At 69.2% G+C, this 18,786-nt stretch carries 16 protein-coding genes and 1 pseudogene; 8 read left to right on the top strand and 9 right to left on the bottom strand.

Translation table 11 applies throughout. The features are described 5' to 3' along the window. Window positions 1-201: 201 nt before the first annotated feature. The gene (locus EZ216_RS00285) at window positions 202-570 is read left to right on the top strand and encodes a hypothetical protein (protein WP_135247578.1); all 369 of its coding nucleotides are present in this window, start codon (window positions 202-204) and stop codon (window positions 568-570) included. 3 nt (window positions 571-573) lie between these two features. Here the strand turns inward: EZ216_RS00285 and EZ216_RS00280 are convergent, their stop codons facing one another. The 5 genes from EZ216_RS00280 to EZ216_RS00260 form a co-directional block, all read right to left on the bottom strand. Continuing rightward, window positions 574-1,137: a restriction endonuclease gene (locus EZ216_RS00280; protein WP_135247577.1), complete on the bottom strand. Its 564-nt coding sequence runs from the start codon at window positions 1,135-1,137 to the stop codon at window positions 574-576. A gap of 18 nt (window positions 1,138-1,155) precedes the next feature. After that, on the bottom strand, window positions 1,156-1,632 hold the full coding sequence (locus EZ216_RS00275) for an FKBP-type peptidyl-prolyl cis-trans isomerase (protein ID WP_135247576.1): 477 nt from the start codon (window positions 1,630-1,632) through the stop codon (window positions 1,156-1,158). Between the two features lie 160 nt (window positions 1,633-1,792). Beyond that, window positions 1,793-2,773 carry a Bug family tripartite tricarboxylate transporter substrate binding protein gene (locus tag EZ216_RS00270; RefSeq protein ID WP_135247575.1) on the bottom strand — a complete coding sequence of 327 codons (981 nt, stop codon included), beginning with the start codon at window positions 2,771-2,773 and terminating at the stop codon, window positions 1,793-1,795. A gap of 10 nt (window positions 2,774-2,783) precedes the next feature. Further along, on the bottom strand, window positions 2,784-3,740 hold the full coding sequence (locus EZ216_RS00265; protein WP_135247574.1) for a TauD/TfdA dioxygenase family protein: 957 nt from the start codon (window positions 3,738-3,740) through the stop codon (window positions 2,784-2,786). 13 nt (window positions 3,741-3,753) lie between these two features. Next, on the bottom strand, window positions 3,754-4,536 hold the full coding sequence (locus EZ216_RS00260; protein ID WP_275405124.1) for a class II aldolase/adducin family protein: 783 nt from the start codon (window positions 4,534-4,536) through the stop codon (window positions 3,754-3,756). A gap of 79 nt (window positions 4,537-4,615) precedes the next feature. Between EZ216_RS00260 and EZ216_RS00255 the strand changes: the two are divergent. The 3 genes and pseudogenes from EZ216_RS00255 to EZ216_RS00245 all read left to right on the top strand — a co-directional run. Then, window positions 4,616-4,765: pseudogene (locus EZ216_RS00255) on the top strand (ribonuclease activity regulator RraA); the annotation flags it as partial. A gap of 274 nt (window positions 4,766-5,039) precedes the next feature. Next, window positions 5,040-6,368 carry a glucose-1-phosphate adenylyltransferase gene (gene glgC, locus EZ216_RS00250; protein ID WP_135247572.1) on the top strand — a complete coding sequence of 443 codons (1,329 nt, stop codon included), beginning with the start codon at window positions 5,040-5,042 and terminating at the stop codon, window positions 6,366-6,368. A 184-nt stretch (window positions 6,369-6,552) separates the two neighbouring features. Continuing rightward, entirely contained in the window at window positions 6,553-8,076 is a 1,524-nt protein-coding gene (locus EZ216_RS00245; RefSeq protein ID WP_135247571.1) for a class I adenylate-forming enzyme family protein, read from the top strand. A 109-nt stretch (window positions 8,077-8,185) separates the two neighbouring features. On the opposite strand, the gene EZ216_RS00240 is transcribed toward EZ216_RS00245, so the two are convergent. After that, window positions 8,186-9,625 (bottom strand): cytochrome P450, encoded by a 1,440-nt coding sequence (locus tag EZ216_RS00240; protein WP_135247570.1) that lies wholly within the window; start codon window positions 9,623-9,625, stop codon window positions 8,186-8,188. A gap of 284 nt (window positions 9,626-9,909) precedes the next feature. On the opposite strand from EZ216_RS00240, the gene EZ216_RS00235 reads away from it, so the two are divergent. Continuing rightward, window positions 9,910-10,515, top strand: a complete 606-nt coding sequence (locus EZ216_RS00235; RefSeq protein ID WP_135247569.1) for an ATP-dependent Clp protease proteolytic subunit — start codon at window positions 9,910-9,912, stop codon at window positions 10,513-10,515. Window positions 10,516-10,584: 69 nt separating this feature from the next. On the opposite strand, the gene EZ216_RS21210 is transcribed toward EZ216_RS00235, so the two are convergent. Continuing rightward, entirely contained in the window at window positions 10,585-10,962 is a 378-nt protein-coding gene (locus tag EZ216_RS21210) for a hypothetical protein (RefSeq protein WP_167772784.1), read from the bottom strand. A 524-nt stretch (window positions 10,963-11,486) separates the two neighbouring features. On the opposite strand from EZ216_RS21210, the gene EZ216_RS00220 reads away from it, so the two are divergent. Next, complete coding sequence (locus tag EZ216_RS00220; protein ID WP_167772783.1) at window positions 11,487-12,920, top strand: glycosyl hydrolase family 8; 1,434 nt, start codon at window positions 11,487-11,489, stop codon at window positions 12,918-12,920. A gap of 143 nt (window positions 12,921-13,063) precedes the next feature. On the opposite strand, the gene EZ216_RS00215 is transcribed toward EZ216_RS00220, so the two are convergent. Both EZ216_RS00215 and EZ216_RS00210 read right to left on the bottom strand, forming a co-directional pair. Beyond that, window positions 13,064-14,245 (bottom strand): acetyl-CoA C-acetyltransferase, encoded by a 1,182-nt coding sequence (locus EZ216_RS00215; RefSeq protein ID WP_135247565.1) that lies wholly within the window; start codon window positions 14,243-14,245, stop codon window positions 13,064-13,066. A 161-nt stretch (window positions 14,246-14,406) separates the two neighbouring features. After that, window positions 14,407-15,339: a M14 family metallopeptidase gene (locus EZ216_RS00210; protein WP_135247564.1), complete on the bottom strand. Its 933-nt coding sequence runs from the start codon at window positions 15,337-15,339 to the stop codon at window positions 14,407-14,409. Window positions 15,340-15,449: 110 nt separating this feature from the next. On the opposite strand from EZ216_RS00210, the gene EZ216_RS00205 reads away from it, so the two are divergent. Further along, on the top strand, window positions 15,450-16,121 hold the full coding sequence (locus EZ216_RS00205; protein ID WP_135247563.1) for a glutathione S-transferase family protein: 672 nt from the start codon (window positions 15,450-15,452) through the stop codon (window positions 16,119-16,121). 91 nt (window positions 16,122-16,212) lie between these two features. Then, window positions 16,213-18,783, top strand: coding sequence for a circularly permuted type 2 ATP-grasp protein (locus EZ216_RS00200; protein ID WP_135247562.1), 2,571 nt, complete (start codon window positions 16,213-16,215; stop codon window positions 18,781-18,783). Window positions 18,784-18,786 lie beyond the last annotated feature (3 nt).

Raw genomic sequence — 18,786 nt, 5'->3', positions numbered from 1 at the left:
GCGGAACACGGCGGCGGGTGGCCGTCGTCCTCCTCCTCTCGGCCGCCACCTTGGGTGGTCGGCCCACGCCGCGCGGGTTGCGCGCGGCGGCGATCAGTGTAGAGGCAAAGCGGGCAGGAATGCGGGCTGCCGAACGCGGAGCTCTGCAAGGCTGTCCGATCCCGCCGCATGCATCGCCAGCGCACGCTAGACTGCGCGGACATGGCTCCGCTCACGTTCACGCTGCACTACGGCCCCGGGCAATTGATGGTGGAGGCGCACGGGCTGGCGACGTTGGCGGACCTGTACGGGCTGGCCGACCTGGTCGCCACGGTCTGCGCCAAGCAGGGCTGGCGGCGCGCCGGGATGAACCTGCTGGGCGTGGAACACACGCAGGCCATCAGCTTCACCGATCACCTGCAGCTGGGCGCGTACATCGCCGAAAGATTGGCGCACCTGGAGCGGGTGGCGTCCATCGTGCCGCAGCGCTACCGCACGGGCACCAGCGAAAAGGCCGCGCAGAAAGCCGGCCTGCAGTTGCGCACGTTCACCGTGCTGGAAGAGGCGACGGCCTGGCTGGCCGCGCCCTGAACGTCAGGCGCGCAGCAGCTTCACCAGCGCTGCCCCGCCCAGCACTTCGATGCCCTCTTCGCGCGCCAGTTTCGCCGCCTGCGGCGTGAGCTCGCCCAGCGCGACGTAGGCGCCACGGCCCACGTCCTGCGCGCGCATGGCCTTGGCCAGCGCCTGCACCGCTTCCTCGCCGTGGCGCGCGGCTTTCCAGCGGCGGGCGCTCACCAGCGTGGGACCGCCCTTGCCTTCCAGCAGCAGGTCGGCGCCGCCGGTGGCCGGCCGCACCTGGCGGCCTTCGCGCTCGAAGCCGCGGCGCAGCGCCGCCTCGAAAGCAGGCCAGGCCATCGCGCGCGCCTGCGCCAGCAGCGTTTCGGATTCCTTCTCGCCCGGCTCGCGCCATTGCCGCGCGAAGGCGATGCAGCCGATGACGACGAACGGGAACGCCCCCATCGACGCCAGGTTGCGGTACTCCACCGGCACCAGCGACTGCGTGACCACGACCACACCCGCGGCGACGACGAAGCTGATCCACCACTGCGAACGCAGCAGCACCGCGAAGACCGAGTTCTCCGCCATGCGGAACTTCATGAACCGGCTCCGGTGGGGTCAGTGGTGGTGGCCGTGCTCGCCGTGCACGTGGCGGTGTTCCAGTTCCTCCGGCAGCGCCGCGCGCACGCCGGTGACCTTCAGCACGAACTTCAGCGCCTTGCCCGCCAGCGGATGGTTGCCGTCCAGGTGCACTTCGGGGCCCTTGATCTTCATGACGTGGAAGACGTGGGGCTGGCCGCCGTCGGTGACGCCTTCCAGCTGGCCGCCGACCTTCACGCCGGGCGGGAATTCGGCCTTGGGGATGACGCGCACCAGCGATTCGTCGCGCACGCCGAAGGCGTCGGCCGGCTGCAGTTCCACCGACACCTGGTCGCCGGATTCCTTGCCGTCCAGGGCCTTCTCGATGCCCGGCAGCGTGTTGTCGTAGCCGCCGTGGAGGTAGGCGATGGGTTCCTTCGACTGCTCCAGCAGGCGGCCGGCCAGGTCGGCGACCTTGTAGGTGATGGTGACAACGGTGTCTTTGGCTACTTTCATGCCCCGGATTCTGCCTTGGGGCCGGGGAAGGGGGATCGGACTCCCTTGCGCAGAGTTCGCGGAGCAAGCGCGGAGGGCGCAGAGAAGTCAAACAATCCAGAAGTCTTCTCTGCGGACTCGGCGCGCCCTCTGCGAACTCCGCGCAAGGGAGTCCGCCTTCTCAACTCGCCTTCAACCCCGCCGCGCGCACCAGGTCGCCCAGCCGCTTCTCGTCCTTCGCGATCAGCTCGTTCATCTGCTGCACGGTCAGCGGCACGAAGTCCACGCCCACCTTCTGCAGCGCCGCGCGGCCGTCGGGCGTGTCGAAAGCCTTGTTGATCTCGGCGTTGAGCCGCTGGACGATGGCCACCGGCGTGGCCTTGGGCGCGGCGATGCTTTGCCAGGCCTGCAGGTCGATCTGGGGAAAGGTCTCGGCGACCGTCGGCACGTTGGGCAGGGCGGGCATGCGGCGCGACGCGGCCACCGCGATGGCGTTGATCTTGCCGGCCTGCAGCTGCGGCAGCGCGGCCACCGCGTCCAGGAACATGAAGTCGATGCGGCCCGTCATCAGGTCGGACAGCGCGGCCATGCTGCCCTGGTAAGGCACGTGCGTGGCCTGCACCTTTTCCTGCGTCTTGATCATCTCGATGATCAGGTGGTGCATGGTGCCCACGCCCGGCGAGCCGAAGTTCAGCTTGGCCGGGTGCGCGCGCATCTCGTTCACCAGCTCGCCCAGGTTGGCCACCTTCAGGTCGGCGCGCGTCACGAGCAGCAGCGACACCACGCCGATCATCGCGACGCCGATGAAGTCGGCGGGCACGGCCGGCGGCGGCGAGTACATCGCGGGCGAGATGGCCAGCGTGGTGCTGGTGGCCACCATCAGGTTGTAGCCGTCGGGCGGCGCCTTGGCGATCATGCTGGCGCCCAGCAGCGTGCCGGCGCCGGGGCGGTTTTCCACCACCAGCGGCTGGCCCAGCACGGGCCGCAGCCGCTCGGCCACCATGCGGCCCAGGTTGTCGGTGAGCGCGCCCGCGGGGAAAGGCACCAGCAGCTTGATCGGCCGGTCGGGATAGGCCGGCTGCGCGAACGCAGGCGCCGCCATCGCGGCCGCGCCGCCCAGGACCAGGTCGCGCCGGGTGATGCCCGTCAGGGTGCCTTTCATGGCCGTCTCCTCACATCAGGTTGCGTTCGAACTCTCGCACCGGCCGCTTCGCGCCGGACTGCGGCTTGACGTGGTGGCCGTCGGGCAGCGGCGCCACGCCCTCCTCCGGCGTGTACGGGCCCTGCACACCCACGATGCGCGTGCCGGCGATGGTCACGCGGTTCATGGTGCGGCGCTGCGGGTAGTAGTCGTGCGGCGCGTAGTGCTGCGTGCTGCGGTTGTCCCACATCACCAGCATGTCCGGCTGCCAGCGCACGCGCAGCTGGAACTCGGGGATGGCCGCGCGCCCGTACAGGTAGTTCAGGACCATCTGGCTTTCGTCGTCCTTCAGCCCCTTGATCTTCACGGTGAACTGCGCGTTGCAGTACAGCACGCGCCGGCCGGTCACCGGGTGCACCGCCACCAGCGGATGCGAAGGGTTGGGGAACTGCTCCTGCAGCTCGCGCAGCTTCTTCTGGTGCGCTTCGGAGGCGGTGAACAGGTGCCGCCACGGCTTGAAGTCGTGGATGGCTTCCAGGCCGTGGATGTACTGCTTCATGCGTTCCGACAGGCCCGTGTACGCCGCCGTCATGCTGGCGAAGCAGGTGTCGCCGCCGTACTCGGGCACGACCTTGGACCGCAGGATGGTGATGGAAGGCGGCGCGGCGCGGAAAGTCTCGTCGGTGTGCCACTGGTCGGTCAGCGCGGGCGGGTTGTCGGCCGAGTAGTCCAGCACGATCACCTCGCGCTTGTCGTCCAGGTTGGGGCTGAACGGGTGGATGGACAGCTCGCCGAAGCGCTGGCCGAAAGCCATCTGCTCTTCCAGCGAGATGTCTTGCCCGCGCAAGACCAGCACCTGGTGTTCGACGAACGCGGCGTTCAGCGCCTGGAACTGCGCATCGGACAGCGGCTTGCGCAGGTCCAGGCCGCGGATCTCGGCGCCGAGGTTGCCGCCGAGGCGGATGGTTTCGAAATGGGTATTGCTCATGGTGATACGTCGGTCAAAGCGCGTCGCGCGAAATGCCAGCCTTGCGCAGCATGGCGTCGAACATCAGCTGCGCCACGCCGCCGGACTTGTCGTCGCCGGTCTTCAGCCGCGTGGCCGGCACGCGTTCCAGCACCGGCACGGGGATCTCGCGGTTGGGGCCCGCGCCGGCGTCGCTGGCCAGCTGGATTTCACAAGCGCGCTGCAGCGTCCACAGCCGGTGGAAGCACTGCGCCACCGTGCCGCCCACGGCCAGCAGGCCATGGTTGCGCAGGATGAGGTGGTTGCGGTCGCCCAGCGCCTTGACGATTCGCGGCCGCTCGTCCAGGCCGGTGGTGACGCCTTCATAGTCGTGGTAACCGACGTCGCCGTACAGCATCGCGCTGTAGAAGTTGTCGTGCCGCAGCCCGCTTTCCTTGCTGGAGACGGCGCAGCCCGCGGTGGTGTGCACGTGCATCACGCAATGCGCGTCGGGCCGCGCCTGGTGCACCGCGCCGTGGATGACGAAGCCGGCGCGGTTCACCTGCCGGCCCGTGCGGTCGATGTCGTTGCCCTCGACGTCGATCTTCACCAGGTTGGAAGCCGACACCTCGCAGTAGTGCAGCCCGAAGGGGTTGATGAGGTAGTGCGCGCTGCCCCCCGGCGACGGCACGCGCAGGGTGATGTGGTTGAAGATCGCCTCGGTCCAGCCCAGGTGGTCGAACAGGCGGTAGCAGGCGGCCAGCTCGCGCCGCGCCGCGTCCTCGGTGAGTTCGGCAGTCATGCGGACATTCTCCGCTGCGTTGGCATGCCACCACAACCGGGCCCGACGCGGGACTTACCCGTAAGCCGATGGTTCAACGTAGCATCGGCGCCCACGGGGAACCGACCCTCTTCCGCTGGACGCGTCCGTGGTGAAGGCGCTGCAAGGCGTGACCACCGCCACCCTCACCACCGTGCTGCTCAAGCACGGCCTGCGCAACGTCTGGATGCGCGGCACCAGGCCGCTGGCGCCGGATTACCCGCGCATCGTGGCGCGCGCGTTCACCGCCCAACGCCGAGAACAAGGCGCGGTATGACATGTGGGCGAAGTCACGCGGCTGAAAAGCGGGAACGGACTCCCTTACGCGGAGGTCGCAGAGGAAACGCAGAGGGCACAGAGAAGGCAAGAAAACTTCAAGGTTTTCTCTGCGAACTCTGCGTTTCCTCTGCGACCTCCGCGTAAGGGAGTCCGCTTTCACGTCGCCTCGAATCGGCAGCGTCCTACATCGGGCCCAGCGCGGCTGCGGGACAAAGTGAGCCTGAGCAAGGACACACCACCCCATGGCCAAGGAAGACCTCGCGTACGAGCACCTGCTCGTCACCGCGCAGCACGGCAGCGACCCCCGGACCACTGAAAGGCTGAGCCTCGCGCGGCAGTTGCCCAAGCGCACCGTCGCGCTGGTGCTGGCCGGCGGCCGCGGCTCGCGGCTGATGGAACTGACCGACCGGCGCGCCAAGCCCGCCGTGTACTTCGGCGGCAAGTTCCGCATCATCGACTTCGCGCTGTCGAACTGCATCAACTCCGGCATCCGCCGCATCGGCGTGCTCACGCAGTACAAGTCGCACTCGCTGCTGCGCCACCTGCAGCGCGGCTGGAACTTCCTGCGCGGCGAAGCCAACGAGTTCATCGACCTGCTGCCCGCGCAGCAGCGCGTGAACGAAGCCGACTGGTACCGCGGCACGGCCGACGCCATCTACCAGAACATCGACATCCTGCGCAGCTACGGCCCCGAATACATCCTGGTGCTGGCCGGCGACCACATCTACAAGCAGGACTACTCGCTGATGCTGCTGGACCACGTGGAGTCGGGCGCGCGCTGCACGGTGGGCTGCATCGAGGTGCCGCGCATGGAAGCCACCGCGCTGGGCGTGATGCACATCGACGGCAAGCGCTGGGTCACCGACTTCCTGGAAAAGCCCAAGGACCCGCCCAGCATCCCCGGCAAGCCCGACCGCGCGCTGGGCAGCATGGGCATCTACATCTTCAACGCCGAGGACCTGTACCGGCTGCTGGAGGAAGACTTCGCGCTGCCCGATTCCGATCGCGACTTCGGCAAGAACGTGATCCCGCGGCTGGTGAAGACCGGCAAGGTGCTGGCGCACCCGCTGGGCATGTCCAGCGTGCCGGCCAGCACGCGCAACGACCCGTACTGGCGCGACGTCGGCACGGTGGAAGCGTTCTGGTCCGCCAACCTGGACCTGGCGTCCAACCTGCCGGAACTGAACATCTACGACCGCGACTGGCCCATCTGGACCCACCAGGAACAGTTGCCGCCCGCCAAGTTCGTGCCCGACGAGAACGGCCGCAACGGCGAGATCGGCAACGTCATCATCTCGGGCGGCTGCATCGTCACCGGCTCCGACATCACGCACTCGGTGCTGTTCTCCAGCGTGCGCGTGCATTCGTGCTGCCGCATCCGCGAAGCGGTGATCCTGCCGGCCTGCGAGATCGGGCGTGGCGCGCGCCTGTCGAAAGTGGTGGTCGACCGCGGCTGCCGCATCCCCGACGGCATGGTGATCGGCGAGGACGCGCAGGAGGACGCCGAGCGCTTCTACCGCACGGAAAGCGGCGTGGTGCTGGTCACGCCGGAGATGCTGGCGGCACTGTAGAAACGAATGCGGACGCCTTACGCGGAGTACGCGGAGGTTTCGCAGAGATCGCAGAGTGAATGCTCCAATTTTTTCTTTCTCTGCGTCCTCTGCGAAACCTCCGAGACCTCTGCGTAAGGGTGTCCGTGTCGATGTGACGTAGGCGAAGCGGCAGGTTTCAGGTCAGAGGCAGAATGGCCGCCCCATGAGCACGCCCGCCCCTTCCGCCCTGCCTCCGTTCCGCACGGTCGGCGAACTCGTCCGCGAGCACGCCGCCGCGCGCCCTGCGCACGCCGCGCTGGTCCAGGGCGACCGGCGCGTCAGCTGGGGTGAACTGGACGGCTGGATGGACCGCATCGCCGCCGCGCTGCAGCGCGACGGCGTGCAACCCACGCAATCCATCGCGATCAGCGGCGCCAACAGCATCGACTACGCGCTGCTGTTCCTGGGCGCGCTGCGCGCCGGCGTGGCGGTCGCGCCGCTGCCCACCGGCGCCACACCGCAGCAGCTGGCCGGCATGGTGGCCGACAGCGGCGCGAAACGGCTCTTCGCCGACGCATCCGTGCCCGCGCTGGAGATCGCGGTGCCGCGCACGGCGCTGGATGCGGCGGCGATCGAGAGCTGGCTGCTGCCCCAAAGCTCGAAGCCGCGGCCGGTGGACATCCAGCCCGAGTGGCCGTTCAACATCATCTACTCGTCCGGCACCACCGGCACGCCCAAGGGCATCGTGCAGCCGCACGGCATGCGCTGGGCGCACATGGGGCGCGCGGAAGCGGGCGGCTACGGGCCGCAGTCGGTGGCGCTGCTGGCCACCTCGCTGTGCTCCAACACCACGCTGGTGTGCTTCTTCCCGGCGCTGTCGCGCGGCGGCACGGCCGTGCTGATGCAGGGCCGCTTCGACCCGGTGCAGTACCTGGCCCTGGCCGAGCGCGAGCACGCGACGCACACGATGCTGGTGCCGGTGCAGTACACGCGGCTGATGTCGCACCCGGATTTCGACAAGTACGACCTGTCGTCGTTCGTCATGAAGTTCTGCACCAGCGCGCCGTTCTCCGCCGCGCTGAAGGCCGACATCCTGAAGCGCTGGCCCGGCGGGCTGACCGAGTACTACGGCATGACCGAAGGCGGCGGCACCTGCATGCTGGCCGCGCACGAATTCCCCGGCAAGCTGCACACGGTGGGCAAGCCGGCCGAAGGCCACGACATCCGGCTGATCGACGAGGAAGGCCGCGAGGTCGCGCGCGGCGAACTCGGCGAAGTGGTGGGCCGCTCTGGCGCCATGATGACCGGCTACCACGGCCAGCCCGGCAAGACGCGCGAAGCCGAATGGTTCGACGCCGAGGGCCGCCGCTACATCCGCACCGGCGACGTCGGCCGTTTCGACGAGGACGGCTTCCTGGTGCTGATGGACCGCCGCAAGGACATGGTGATCAGCGGCGGCTTCAACATCTACCCGAGCGACCTGGAAGCGGTGCTGCGCCAGCACCCATGCGTGGCCGATGCGGCGGTGGTGGGCATCCCTTCCGCCGAATGGGGCGAGTCGCCCGCGGCGTACGTGGTGGTGAGGCCCGGCGCGCCGCAGCCGGAGGCGCTGCGCGAGTGGACGAACGGGCAGCTGGGGAAGACGCAGCGCCTGGCCGGCGTGCGCTACATCGGCGAACTGCCGCGCAGCGACATCGGCAAGGTGCTGAAGCGGCAGCTGCGCGAGATGTGGGCCACGCACCCGTGACACCCCGCTGAAGCGTCATTCCCGCGAAGGCGGAAATTCACGGCTCCCGTGTTCGTGCACCTGAAAGCCATGGATTCCCGCCTTCGCAGGGATGACGCAGCACTGGCGCTCAGCCTCGCGCCCGCAGCTTCATCCGCAGCCCCACGGGCGACATCACGATCGACACCGTCTCCCGCGGCTCGCCGCCGCCGGGCGGCGACACGTCCACCAGCTCGAAGTTCGCCAGCAGCATCGCCGCGGCGAGCTTGATCTCCGCCAGCGCCAGGTAGCGCCCCGGGCACATGCGCGGCCCCGCGCCGAAAGGCATGGTGTGCCGCTTGGCCGAAGCCATCGCGTGCGCCGAAGCGCCCTCGCCCAGCCAGCGCATCGGGTCGTACGCCTCGGGCTGCGCGAACGTCGCGGCGTCCAGGCCGCCCGGCCGCATCAGGCAGATGACGAACTGGCCCTTGCGCACGGCGACGTCGCCCACCTGCGTGTCTTCCACCACCTGGTTCATGATGAAAGGCGCCACCGGCTTCAGGCGCATGGTTTCGTTGGCGCAGGCCTCGACGAGGTCCAGCCGCCCCAGCTGCGCCAGGTCCTGCACGCCGGCCGCGCCCTGCAGCACGGCATCGACTTCCGCGCGCGCCGCGGCCGCCGCTGCGGGGTTGCGGTGCAGGTGCCAGAACATCCAGGCCAGCGTGTTCGCGGTCGTGTCCTCGCCCGCCAGCAGCATGGTCAGCACGTTGCCGGCCACGTCTTCGTCGGTGAGGCCGCTGCCTTCTCGGTCACGGCCGGCCACCAGCGCCTGGATCAGGTTCTGGGGCCTGTCGCGCAGCGCGGGCTGCCCGGCCAGCACCTTCCGCGTCTTGGCGATGAAGCCCTGCACCGCCTGCCGCAGTTCATGGATGTGCGCCTGCAGCTCGCGCTCGCGCAGCCGCCGCAGCCACGCGGGCGGATCCACCGGCGACAGGATTCGCTTGAACAGCGCCGGCATCACCACGTTCAGGTGCCGCTGGATGGTGTCGTCGCCGGGCGTCTCCAGCGTGTTCAGGTCTTCGCCGAAAGCCAGGCCGGTGGTCACGTCCACCGTGAAGCGCATCAGGTCGGCCTGCAGGTCGATCGTCTCGCCCGCCTGCGCCGCGCGCAGCCAGCGGCGGCGCAAACGGTCGGTCACGGCCACCAGCGCCGGGAAGAACTCGCGGATGTGCGCCGGATCCAGGCCCGCCAGCACCATCGGCCGCTGGCGCCGCCACGTGTCGCCGTTGGCGGCGAAGAGGCCGAGGAACCCCATCTCGCGCGACACGCTCTCCAGCCTCTCGCTGCGGCGGAACTGCTCGGGCCGGCGCCGCAGCACCTGGCCGATGACCTCGGGCGAATCCACCACGACGAAGCGGCGGCTGCGGATGTTGAAGGTGAACGGCGCGCCGTACTCCCGGGCCCAGCCTTCCAGTTGCAGGTGGAGGCGATCCAGGCGCAGCTGCAGCCCGTTGCCCACCACGGGCCAGGGGCGCGGACCGGGCAGGGACTCTGCGGTGCGCGCTGCGTGCGTTGCTGTCGTGGCTTCCATACCGGCCTCCTTGCGTGAAAGTTCCCCGCGGAGGAGCTTACGCTGCCCCGGGGATTACCCGCTCTCACTCGCGCGGCGACGCCCCTAGACTGGTTTGCGGAGCGCGTGACTGGCGTTCCGGCCGGCGGGATGGTCGGTCCTTTGGGAAGATGAGTCGCTCATTCGCGGGCCCCCACCTGGGGGCCTCTTTTTTGCGGCGTTTTTCCCCGCGCGCAACCCGGCCGTGCCGGCCGGTGCATGATCCGGGGGTTGAAAAACGCCTGAACCGCCGAAACATGACGACCATGGAAACGCCCCACGAACACGACGAACCGGCCGCCGGCCCGTCCACCGCCGAACCGCGCAACGCCTTCCTCGAAGAGAAGGCCTTCAAGTCGCGCACCGTCCTGCTGTTCGGCGAAGTCAGCGACCGTTCGGCCGCCGACATCGCCCGCCGCCTGATCGCGCTGGACGCCGAATCGTCCAAGCCCATCGACATGCTGGTCAGCTCGCCCGGCGGCCACCTGGAGTCGGGCGACGCCATCCACGACATCATCCGGTACATCGCCGCGCCGGTGAACATGGTGGGCACCGGCTGGGTCGGCAGCGCCGCCACCCACCTGTACCTGGCCGTGCCGCGCGAGCGCCGCTTCTGCACGCCCAACACCCGCTTCCTGATCCACCAGCCCAGCGGCGGCGCCGGCGGCCCGGCCAGCGACATCGCCATCCACGCGCAGGAGATCATCAAGGCGCGCGAACGCATCGCCCAGACCATCGCGCGCGAAACCGGCAAGCCGCTGGACAGCGTGATGGCCGACATCGAACGCGACCGCTGGCTGTCCGCGGAAGAGGCCATCGAGTACGGCCTGGTCGGCAAGATCATCCAGCACAAGAACGAACTGCCGAAGTGAGCGCCCCGAACAGGCGCTCCCCAGAAAAAAGCCGGGCACTGCCCGGCTTTTTTGCTGGCGGCGAGCCGGTCAGGAAGTCGACTTGGCGGACTTCTTGGCGGCCTTTTCGTCGGCCTTGGCGCGCTTGACGTCGGCTTCGGCCTTGTCGTACGAAGCCTTGGCGTCCTTCTCGCAAGCCTTCTGCTCGTCGCCCTTCATGGGCTTGCATTTGGCCTTGGCCGCCTTGTAGTCGGCCTTGGCCTGCTTCTGCATGGCCTTGCTGTCGCCGCCGGCGCCGGCCATGCCGGCGGTGCTGCCGCCGGAGGTGCTGGGCGTCGTGGTGGCGCTGCTGCTGCCGCCGGAGGTGCCGCCGCCGCTGGCCGTGGAACCGGTGCTGCCGCTGGTTTGCGCGATGGCGCCGCCGGCGACACCCAGGGCGATGGCGAGGGCGATGAGGGTCTTGTTCATTTCGCGAAATCTCCTGTCAGAAGGTCAGAGGTTGTGAGCCGAGTACACGGCTTCTAGTCAACGCTCCGCGACTCGGCCGGTTTGTAGGACAAGCGCGCGTCGCGCTTTCCCGGGTGAGGCGGTTCCGCGTGCGACGTTGACCAAACGTAAGAGCTGTTGAGGCCGGGCACGCGCGGTTCGCAATGCAGAGTTCGCACCGGTGACTCAGCTGAGCCACAAGCCTGTCTCGACCGTGATGGATTGCTGAGCCAGGCCCGGACTGGACTACAAACTCGCGAACGGCCGTTCGTCGCACGCCCTGAAGCATTTGCGGCACCTCGTTACCAGCGTAGGCCAACGGCTGATGCGCTTGTCGGACACCTCCTACTACATTCGCGCCTCCTGTCGAGGTTGGGCAGGTGGCTTCGCAGTCATGCCGGTTCCGGTGCCGGCGGCCGAACACCCTGAACACCTCGGCGTCCGTCAACTCGCGGCGGGCGCCGCACGCTTTCGTGCGGGCCGGCCGCTTTCCCATCGGTGGTGGCATGAAACGGCGCATCTTCATCCAGGGCGGCTCGGCCGCGTTCGCAACGGCACTGACCGCTTGCGGCGGCGGTGGCGGCGGCGCAAGCGCGCCCGTCGCGGAGGCCGCCGGCACCGCCACGGGCAGCACGCTGAGCGACGCGGTCACCGGCGTCGTGGCGGCGCCCTCGCCCGCCCCGGCTCCCGGCGGCGCCCCTGCCCCTGCGCCAGCACCTGCTCCCACGCCTGCGCCCTCTCCCGCGCCGGCCGGTGGCCCCGCGTACCCGTTCGGCTCGCGCCTGGAAGCGTATGCCGCGGGCATCCTGCCCAACAACGTGTCCAACGCCAGCATGGACACGGCGGTGAAGCGCTGCTACGACGCGTGGAAGGCCGTGGCCATCGTCGACGTGCCCACGTTGTCCGGCGGCAAGGCGGTGAAGTTCGGCAGCTCCACCGACTACCTCACCGTGTCCGAAGGCATGGGCTACGGCATGCTGATCACGGTGGTGATGGCGGGCTACGACGCCGGCGCGAAGACGATCTTCGACGGCCTGCTCAAGACCGTGCGTGCGCGTCCCGCCTACAGCATCCCGGCCGGCAACGGTGGCCAGTACCTGATGGACTGGCGCCTGACCATCAACGGCTCCTCGACCGACGCCGCCGGCGGCGGCTGGAACGCGATGGACGGCGACCTGGACATCGCGATGGCGCTGCTGATGGCCGACCGCCAGTGGGGCTCCGCCGGCACCTGGAACTACAAGCAGGAAGCCATCCGCACCATCAACGCGCTGAAGGCGTGGAACATGAAGACGGACGGCACGACCAAGGGCCTGTCCACCGCCGACGTGAGCCGCACGTCCGACTACATGATCAGCCACTTCCGCGCGTTCGCGCGCGCGACCGGCGACACGTGGTGGAGCACCACCGTGATCGACCGCTGCTACTGGCTGATCAACCGCATGCAGACGGTGTACTCGCCCTCGGCCGGCCTGATGCCCGACTTCATCGTGCAGACCAACACCGCCACGCCGATCCCTTCGCCCGGCTACATGGGCGACTTCGTCGGCACCGAGATGTACTACTACGCCAACGCGCAGCGCAACCCGTGGCGCTGGGGCACCGACTACGTGCTGAGCGGCGACGTGCGCTGGAAGAACGTGCTGGACAAGATGATGGCCTTCTTCAAGGCCGACACCGGCGGCGACCCGGCGCGCACGGCGACGGGTTACGCGATGGACGGCAGCATGCCTTCACCGCTGATGCGCCCGTACCCGAACTGGACGCCCAAGGGCATGATCGGCCCGCAGCTGTGCGGCGCCATGACCGGCAGCGCGCACCAGACTTACCTGAACTCGCTGTTCTCGTACAACACGACCAACTTCAGCACGCTGTACTACGACTCGGAACTGCAGCTCATTCCGCTGCTGGTGGCGTCGGGCAACTGGTGGCAGCCGTGAGCCGCTGAATGCGGACACCCTTACGCAGAGTTCGCAGAGGGGACGCAGAGATCGCAGAGAAAACCTTTGAAGGTTTTCTTCTTCTTCTCCGCGTCCTCCGCGTTTCCTCTGCGAACTCTGCGTAAGGGAGTCCGCTCCCGCCTTCAGCGGAGTGATTCGACGATCGTGACGTTGGCCATGCCGCCGCCTTCGCACATGGTCTGCAGGCCGTAGCGCCCTTTGCGCTGCTGCAGCACGTTCAGCAGCGTGGTCATCAGCTTGGCGCCCGAAGCGCCCAGCGGGTGGCCCAGGGCGATGGCGCCGCCGTTGACGTTCAGGCGCTCGGGGTCGGCGCCCGTGGCTTGCAACCAGGCCAGGGGCACCGGCGCAAAAGCTTCATTCACCTCGAACGCGTCGATGTCGGCGATCTTCAGGCCGGCCTTCTTCAGCGCCGCGTGCGTGGCCGGGATCGGCGCTTCCAGCATCACCACCGGGTCGTGCCCCATCACCGACAAGTGGTGGATGCGCGCCAGCGGTTTCAGGTTGAAGGTCCTCACGGCCTTCTCGCTGGCCACCAGCACGCCGGCCGCGCCGTCGGCGATCTGGCTGGCGCCGGCGGCGGTGATCACGCCGTCGGGCTGCAGCAGCTTGACGCCGGCGATGCCTTCCAGCGAAGCGTCGAAACGGATGCCCTCGTCCACCGTGTGCATCGCATCGGCGGCTTCCTCGCCCTGCTTCCACGCGCGCACGGGCAGGATCTCGGTGTCGAAGCGGCGCGCCTCGGTGGCGGCCTTCGCGCGCAGGTGGCTGCGCAGCGAGTACTCGTCCAGCTGGTCCTTCTTCAGGCCGTACTTGCGCGCGATCATCTCGGCGCCCATGAACTGGCTGAACTCCACGCCCGGGTAGCGCCGCTGGATGCGCGGGCTCATGTAGAAGCCCAGGCCGTTCTTGCGCGGCAGTTCGCTGGACGTGAACATGGGCACGCGCGACATGCTTTCCACGCCGGCGGCGATCACCAGGTCCTGCGTGCCGGACATCACGGCCTGCGCCGCGAACTGCAGCGCCTGCTGCGACGAGCCGCATTGGCGGTCGATGGAGGTGCCGGGCACGGATTCCGGCAGCTTCGACGCCAGCACCGCGTTGCGCGCGACGTTGGTGGACTGTTCGCCGACCTGGCTGACGCAGCCCATCAGCACGTCTTCGATGGCCGCGGGATCGACGCCCGCGCGGTCCACCAGCGCGTTCAGCACTTCGGCGGCCAGGTCGCCCGGATGCCAGCCGGACAGCCGGCCATTTCGGCGGCCGGCGGCGGTGCGGGTGGCGGCGACGATGAAAGCTTCAGCCATGTTGGACTCCCAAGTTCGGAATCGAAGACGGACACCCTTGCGCGGAGGTCGCAGAGGGAGCGCAGAGGACGCAGAGAGAAGAGAAGAAGACTTTAAAGGTTTTCCCTGCGAACTCTGCGTCCCCTCTGCGACCTCTGCGCAAGGGTGTCCGCTTCCGCATTTCAGATCACCCGCGCGATGTACAGCGCCTCGCGCCCCGGCTCGATCTTGCTGGCGGGCATGAGGATGGTGCAGTCCTCGGGCGCGCGAATCTCCTCGCTGCCGTCGACGGCGATCAGGTCGCCCGCCTTGAAAGTCTCGAAGCCCTTCAGCGGCCTGGTGAAACGGAACTCGCGCGTCTGGATGACCACGGTGCGCAGCAGCTCGTAGCGGTGCTGCGGCTGCGAGCCGCATTCCAGCGAGCGCTCGATCAGGCCGTAGTAGCCCAGGAAGTCCAGCGTCACCTGCACCGCCAGGTCGGCGCTCGCCTGCCGGAAATGGCCGCCGCATTCGACGACCACGGCGGCGCCCGCATTGGAGTCGCGCAGGCCGTGGCGGCCGTGCTGGATGACGGGCGTGCCCGAACCCAGGCCATTGGGCATCACCAGGTGGATGGGAGGCCGCCCGATGGCCAGCGCCACGCTCGCATTGCGGTCGAAAGCGGGATAGACCCAGAACGGCTCCACGTCCTGAGAGGTGGAGTGGATGTCCAGGATGTGGTCGGCCGCCGTGACGATGGGCCGCAGCTCGCGTGCGCGGCGCAGCTCGGGGCTGTCGCCGGTGCCGCCGAGCAGCTCGTCGGACCACACGCGGTTGAGGTTGTGCACCAGCATGCGGCTGTCGAAGGGCCGCGCGCGGTCGAACGACTCGTAGGCCGCGACGTTGGCGAAACTCACCGTGAGCGTGCCGATGAGCGGCCGCACGCCTTCGTCCAGCAGGTGCGTGGCCGCGACCATGCCGCAGATCTCGTTGCCGTGCGTCAGCGCGTTGATCAGCACGTGGGGGCCGGGCTTGCCGGATTCGAAGCGGTGCACATAGTCGATGCCGGTGTTGCCGCGGCGGTAGGCCGACAGGTCGCGGGGCAGGACTTCGAAGATGGGGGTGTCGGTGGTCATGGGGCTGGAATGGTCGCGAAGGAGAGCGCCGCGCGCTCCCTGGCGCGGCATCATGCCAGCCGGCCGGCCATGCCGCTATGCTGGCACGACCCCATCCGCCACATCCCGCCATGATCACGCTCTACCACTGCGTCAGTGCCCGCTCGTTCCGCCCGCTGTGGGCGCTGGAGGAACTGGGCCTGCCTTACGAGCTGAAGATGCTGCCGTTCCCGCCGCGCGTGCGCGCCCGCGAGTACCTGCAGCTGAATCCGCTGGGCACCATCCCGCTGATGGTCGACGGCGACACGCGCATGACCGAGTCGGCCGCGATCGGCCACTACCTGTGCACGAAGTACGGCCCTTCGCCGCTGGCGGTGGCATCCCACGAGGAGGGCTTCGGCGCCTACCTGAACTACCTGCACTTCGGCGAGGCGACCCTCACCTTCCCGCAGACGCTGGTGCTGCGCTACGAGCGCTTCGAGCCGCCCGAACGCCGCCAGCCGCAGGTGGCGCAGGACTATGCGAAGTGGTTCCTGGCGCGCCTGCGCGGGCCTGAAGGCGTCCTCGCGTCGAGCGAGTACCTGGCGGCGGGACGCTTCACCTGCGCGGACATCTCGGTGGGCTATGCGCTGATGCTGGCGGAACTGATCGGCCTGGCGCCGCAGTTCCCGCCGAACGTCGCGGCCTACTGGGAGAGGCTGCGCACGCGCGAGGGCTACCTGAAGGCCATGGCCGCGCAGGACGCCGCCGCGCGCGCGCAAGGCGTTGCGCCGGAACCGGCAACCGTGCAGCCCTGGCCCTGACGGCCGGCGCGGGACGCATCGCCACGCGCGTCTCCGTCGCACAACAGCCCACGGATGCGTTCGCCGCGCGGGGTGGGACAATCCCGGCGACGTGGAAACGCCCATCGATTCGCTGTTCGGCGGCGCCGCCGAGGAAAGCCCGGCGCGGCTGGCCGCCGCCCTGGCGCCCTGGGCGGCCACGGGCCACTTCGACGAGCTGCGCGCCGCCGCGGCGCTGCCCGACGGTCCGCGCGGGCCGGACATCTCGCCGCATTGGGCCGGCTTCTTCGGGCACTTGGGCGCCGGTGGCTTCGGCGACCTGGACCACCGACTGCGCAACCTGGCCCGCCAGGTGCGCGACAACGGCATCACCTACAACGTCTACGCCGACGACGACGGCCCGCAGCGCCCCTGGTCGCTGGACCTCTTCCCGCTGATCCTCACACCCGAAGCCTGGCAGGGCATCGAGCGCGGCGTGCTGCAGCGGGTGAAGCTGCTGGACAGCATCCTGGCCGACGTCTACGGCCCGCAGCAGGTGCTGGCGCGCAACCTGCTGCCGCCCGCGCTGGTGCAGGGCCACCCCGGCTACCTGCGCCCGATGCATGGCGTCACCCCGGCGGGCGACACCTACCTGCACATCGCAGCTTTCGACCTGGCGCGCGACCCGCAAGGCCACTGGTGGGTGGTGTCGCAGCGCACGCAGGCGCCTTCGGGCCTGGGTTACCTGCTGGAAAACCGGCTGATCATCTCGCGCCTGTTCCCCGAAGCCTTCGGCGCGCTGAAAGTGCAGCGGCTGGCGGCCACGTACCGCGCGCTGTTCGACGGCCTGCGCGCCATGTCGCCGGCGGGCGAAGACTCGCGCATCGCGCTGCTCACGCCGGGCCCCTACAACGAGACCTACTTCGAGCACGCGTACCTGGCGCGCTACCTGGGCCTGACGCTGGTGGAAGGCAGCGACCTCACCGTGCGCGACCAGCGCCTGTACCTGAAGACGTTGCGCGGCCTGGAACCGGTGCATGGCCTGCTCAAGCGCATGGACGACGAGTTCCTCGACCCGCTGGAGCTGCGCTCCGATTCGCGGCTGGGCGTGCCCGGGCTGCTGCAGGCCATCCGCGCGGGCAACGTGCTCGTCGCCAACGCGCCCGGTTCGGGCTTCCTGGAATCCACCGCCCTGCTCGGCTTCCTGCCCGCGCTGTCGCGCGAGCTGCTCGGGCAGGAACTGGAGCTGCCTTCCATCCCCACCTGGTGGTGCGGCGAACGCGCCGCGCTGGACGCGGTGCTGCCGCAGCTCGCGTCGGGCGTGCTGAAGAACACCTACGGCGGCGCCGGCGCGGGCGCGGTGCTGGGCCGCTACCTGTCGCGCCGCGAGCTGGACGAATGGGCCGGCCGCATCGTGCGCGAACCGGACGAGCACACCGTGCAGGCGTACCAGCCGCTGTCGCAGATGCCGACGTGGAAGGACGGCCGGCTGACGCCGCGCTCGGTCATCCTGCGCGTGTTCGCGGTGTCCGACGGCCCGCAGTCGTGGCGCGTGCTGCCGGGCGGGCTGACGCGCATCGCGGGCGGCACGCTGGAGATCGCTTCCATGCAGCGCGGCGGCAGCTCGGCCGACACGTGGGTGATGACGCGCGGCGAAGTCGACCCCACCAGCCTGCTGCGGCACGACGTGAGCGACACGGCGCACCGTACGCGCACCGTCACCAGCCGCGCGGCCGAGAACCTGTTCTGGCTGGGCCGCTACACCGAGCGCGCCGAGAACACGTCGCGCCTGGCGCGCCTGACGCTGCAATGCCTGAACGGCGAGGAGCAGACCTCGGCCCCGCTGCTGGCGTGGCTGGGCGAGCTGGCCGACGAGCACGGGCTGGTGCTGCCCAACGTGCCTTCGCCGGCCGCGTCGCGCCGCGTGTTCGAGCGCTCGCTGGTGGCCGCGCTGGCCGACACGGAGCACGCCACCAGCGTGGGCTTCAACCTTCGCGCGCTGCGCAGCGCCGCCGCCGCGGTGCGCGACCGGCTTTCGCAGGAGCACTGGAACCTGATCGTTAGGGCGCAGGAAGAATTCATCCACGCCTGCGAGCGGGGATCGGCGGACGGCGAATACTCGTCGGTGGAAGCGCTGCGCGTGCTGGAGAAGCTGTCCGGCCACACGGCCGCGATGACCGGCGCGCAGACCGACCGCATGACGCGCGACGACGGCTGGCGGCTGCTGTCCACCGGCCGGCATCTGGAACGGCTCGGCTTCCTGTCGTCCGCGCTCGCGACGGGCTTCGAGACCGGCGCGGTGCAGCACGAAGGCGGCTTCGAAGCCATCGTGGCGCTGTTCGACAGCACCATCACTTTCCACGCGCAGTACCAGCAGCGGCACGACATCCCGGCGCTGCTGGACCTGCTGGTGATGGACCAGGACAACCCGCGCTCGCTGGCGTGGGTGACGAAGACGCTGCGGGGCCGCCTGGCGAAGCTGGAAGGCAGCGCGCCGGGCCAGATGCCCGACGTCGCGCTGGCCATCCCCGACCCCCAGGCCTGGTCGCTGGAAGCGCTGGGGTCGCGCGACGCTTCGGGCCGGTACGGCGCGCTGATCGAGCTGCTGCACCAGTGCGGCCATGCCGCGTGGCAGTTGTCCGATTCGCTGGGCGCGCGCTACTTCAGCCACTCCGGCGATTCGCGCCTGAGCGTGGGAGCCTGAGCC

It is taken from the genome of Ramlibacter humi (assembly GCF_004681975.1).
Taxonomy (GTDB): Bacteria; Pseudomonadota; Gammaproteobacteria; order Burkholderiales; family Burkholderiaceae_C; genus Ramlibacter; species Ramlibacter humi.
This window is presented reverse-complemented; position numbering and strand designations above follow the sequence as displayed.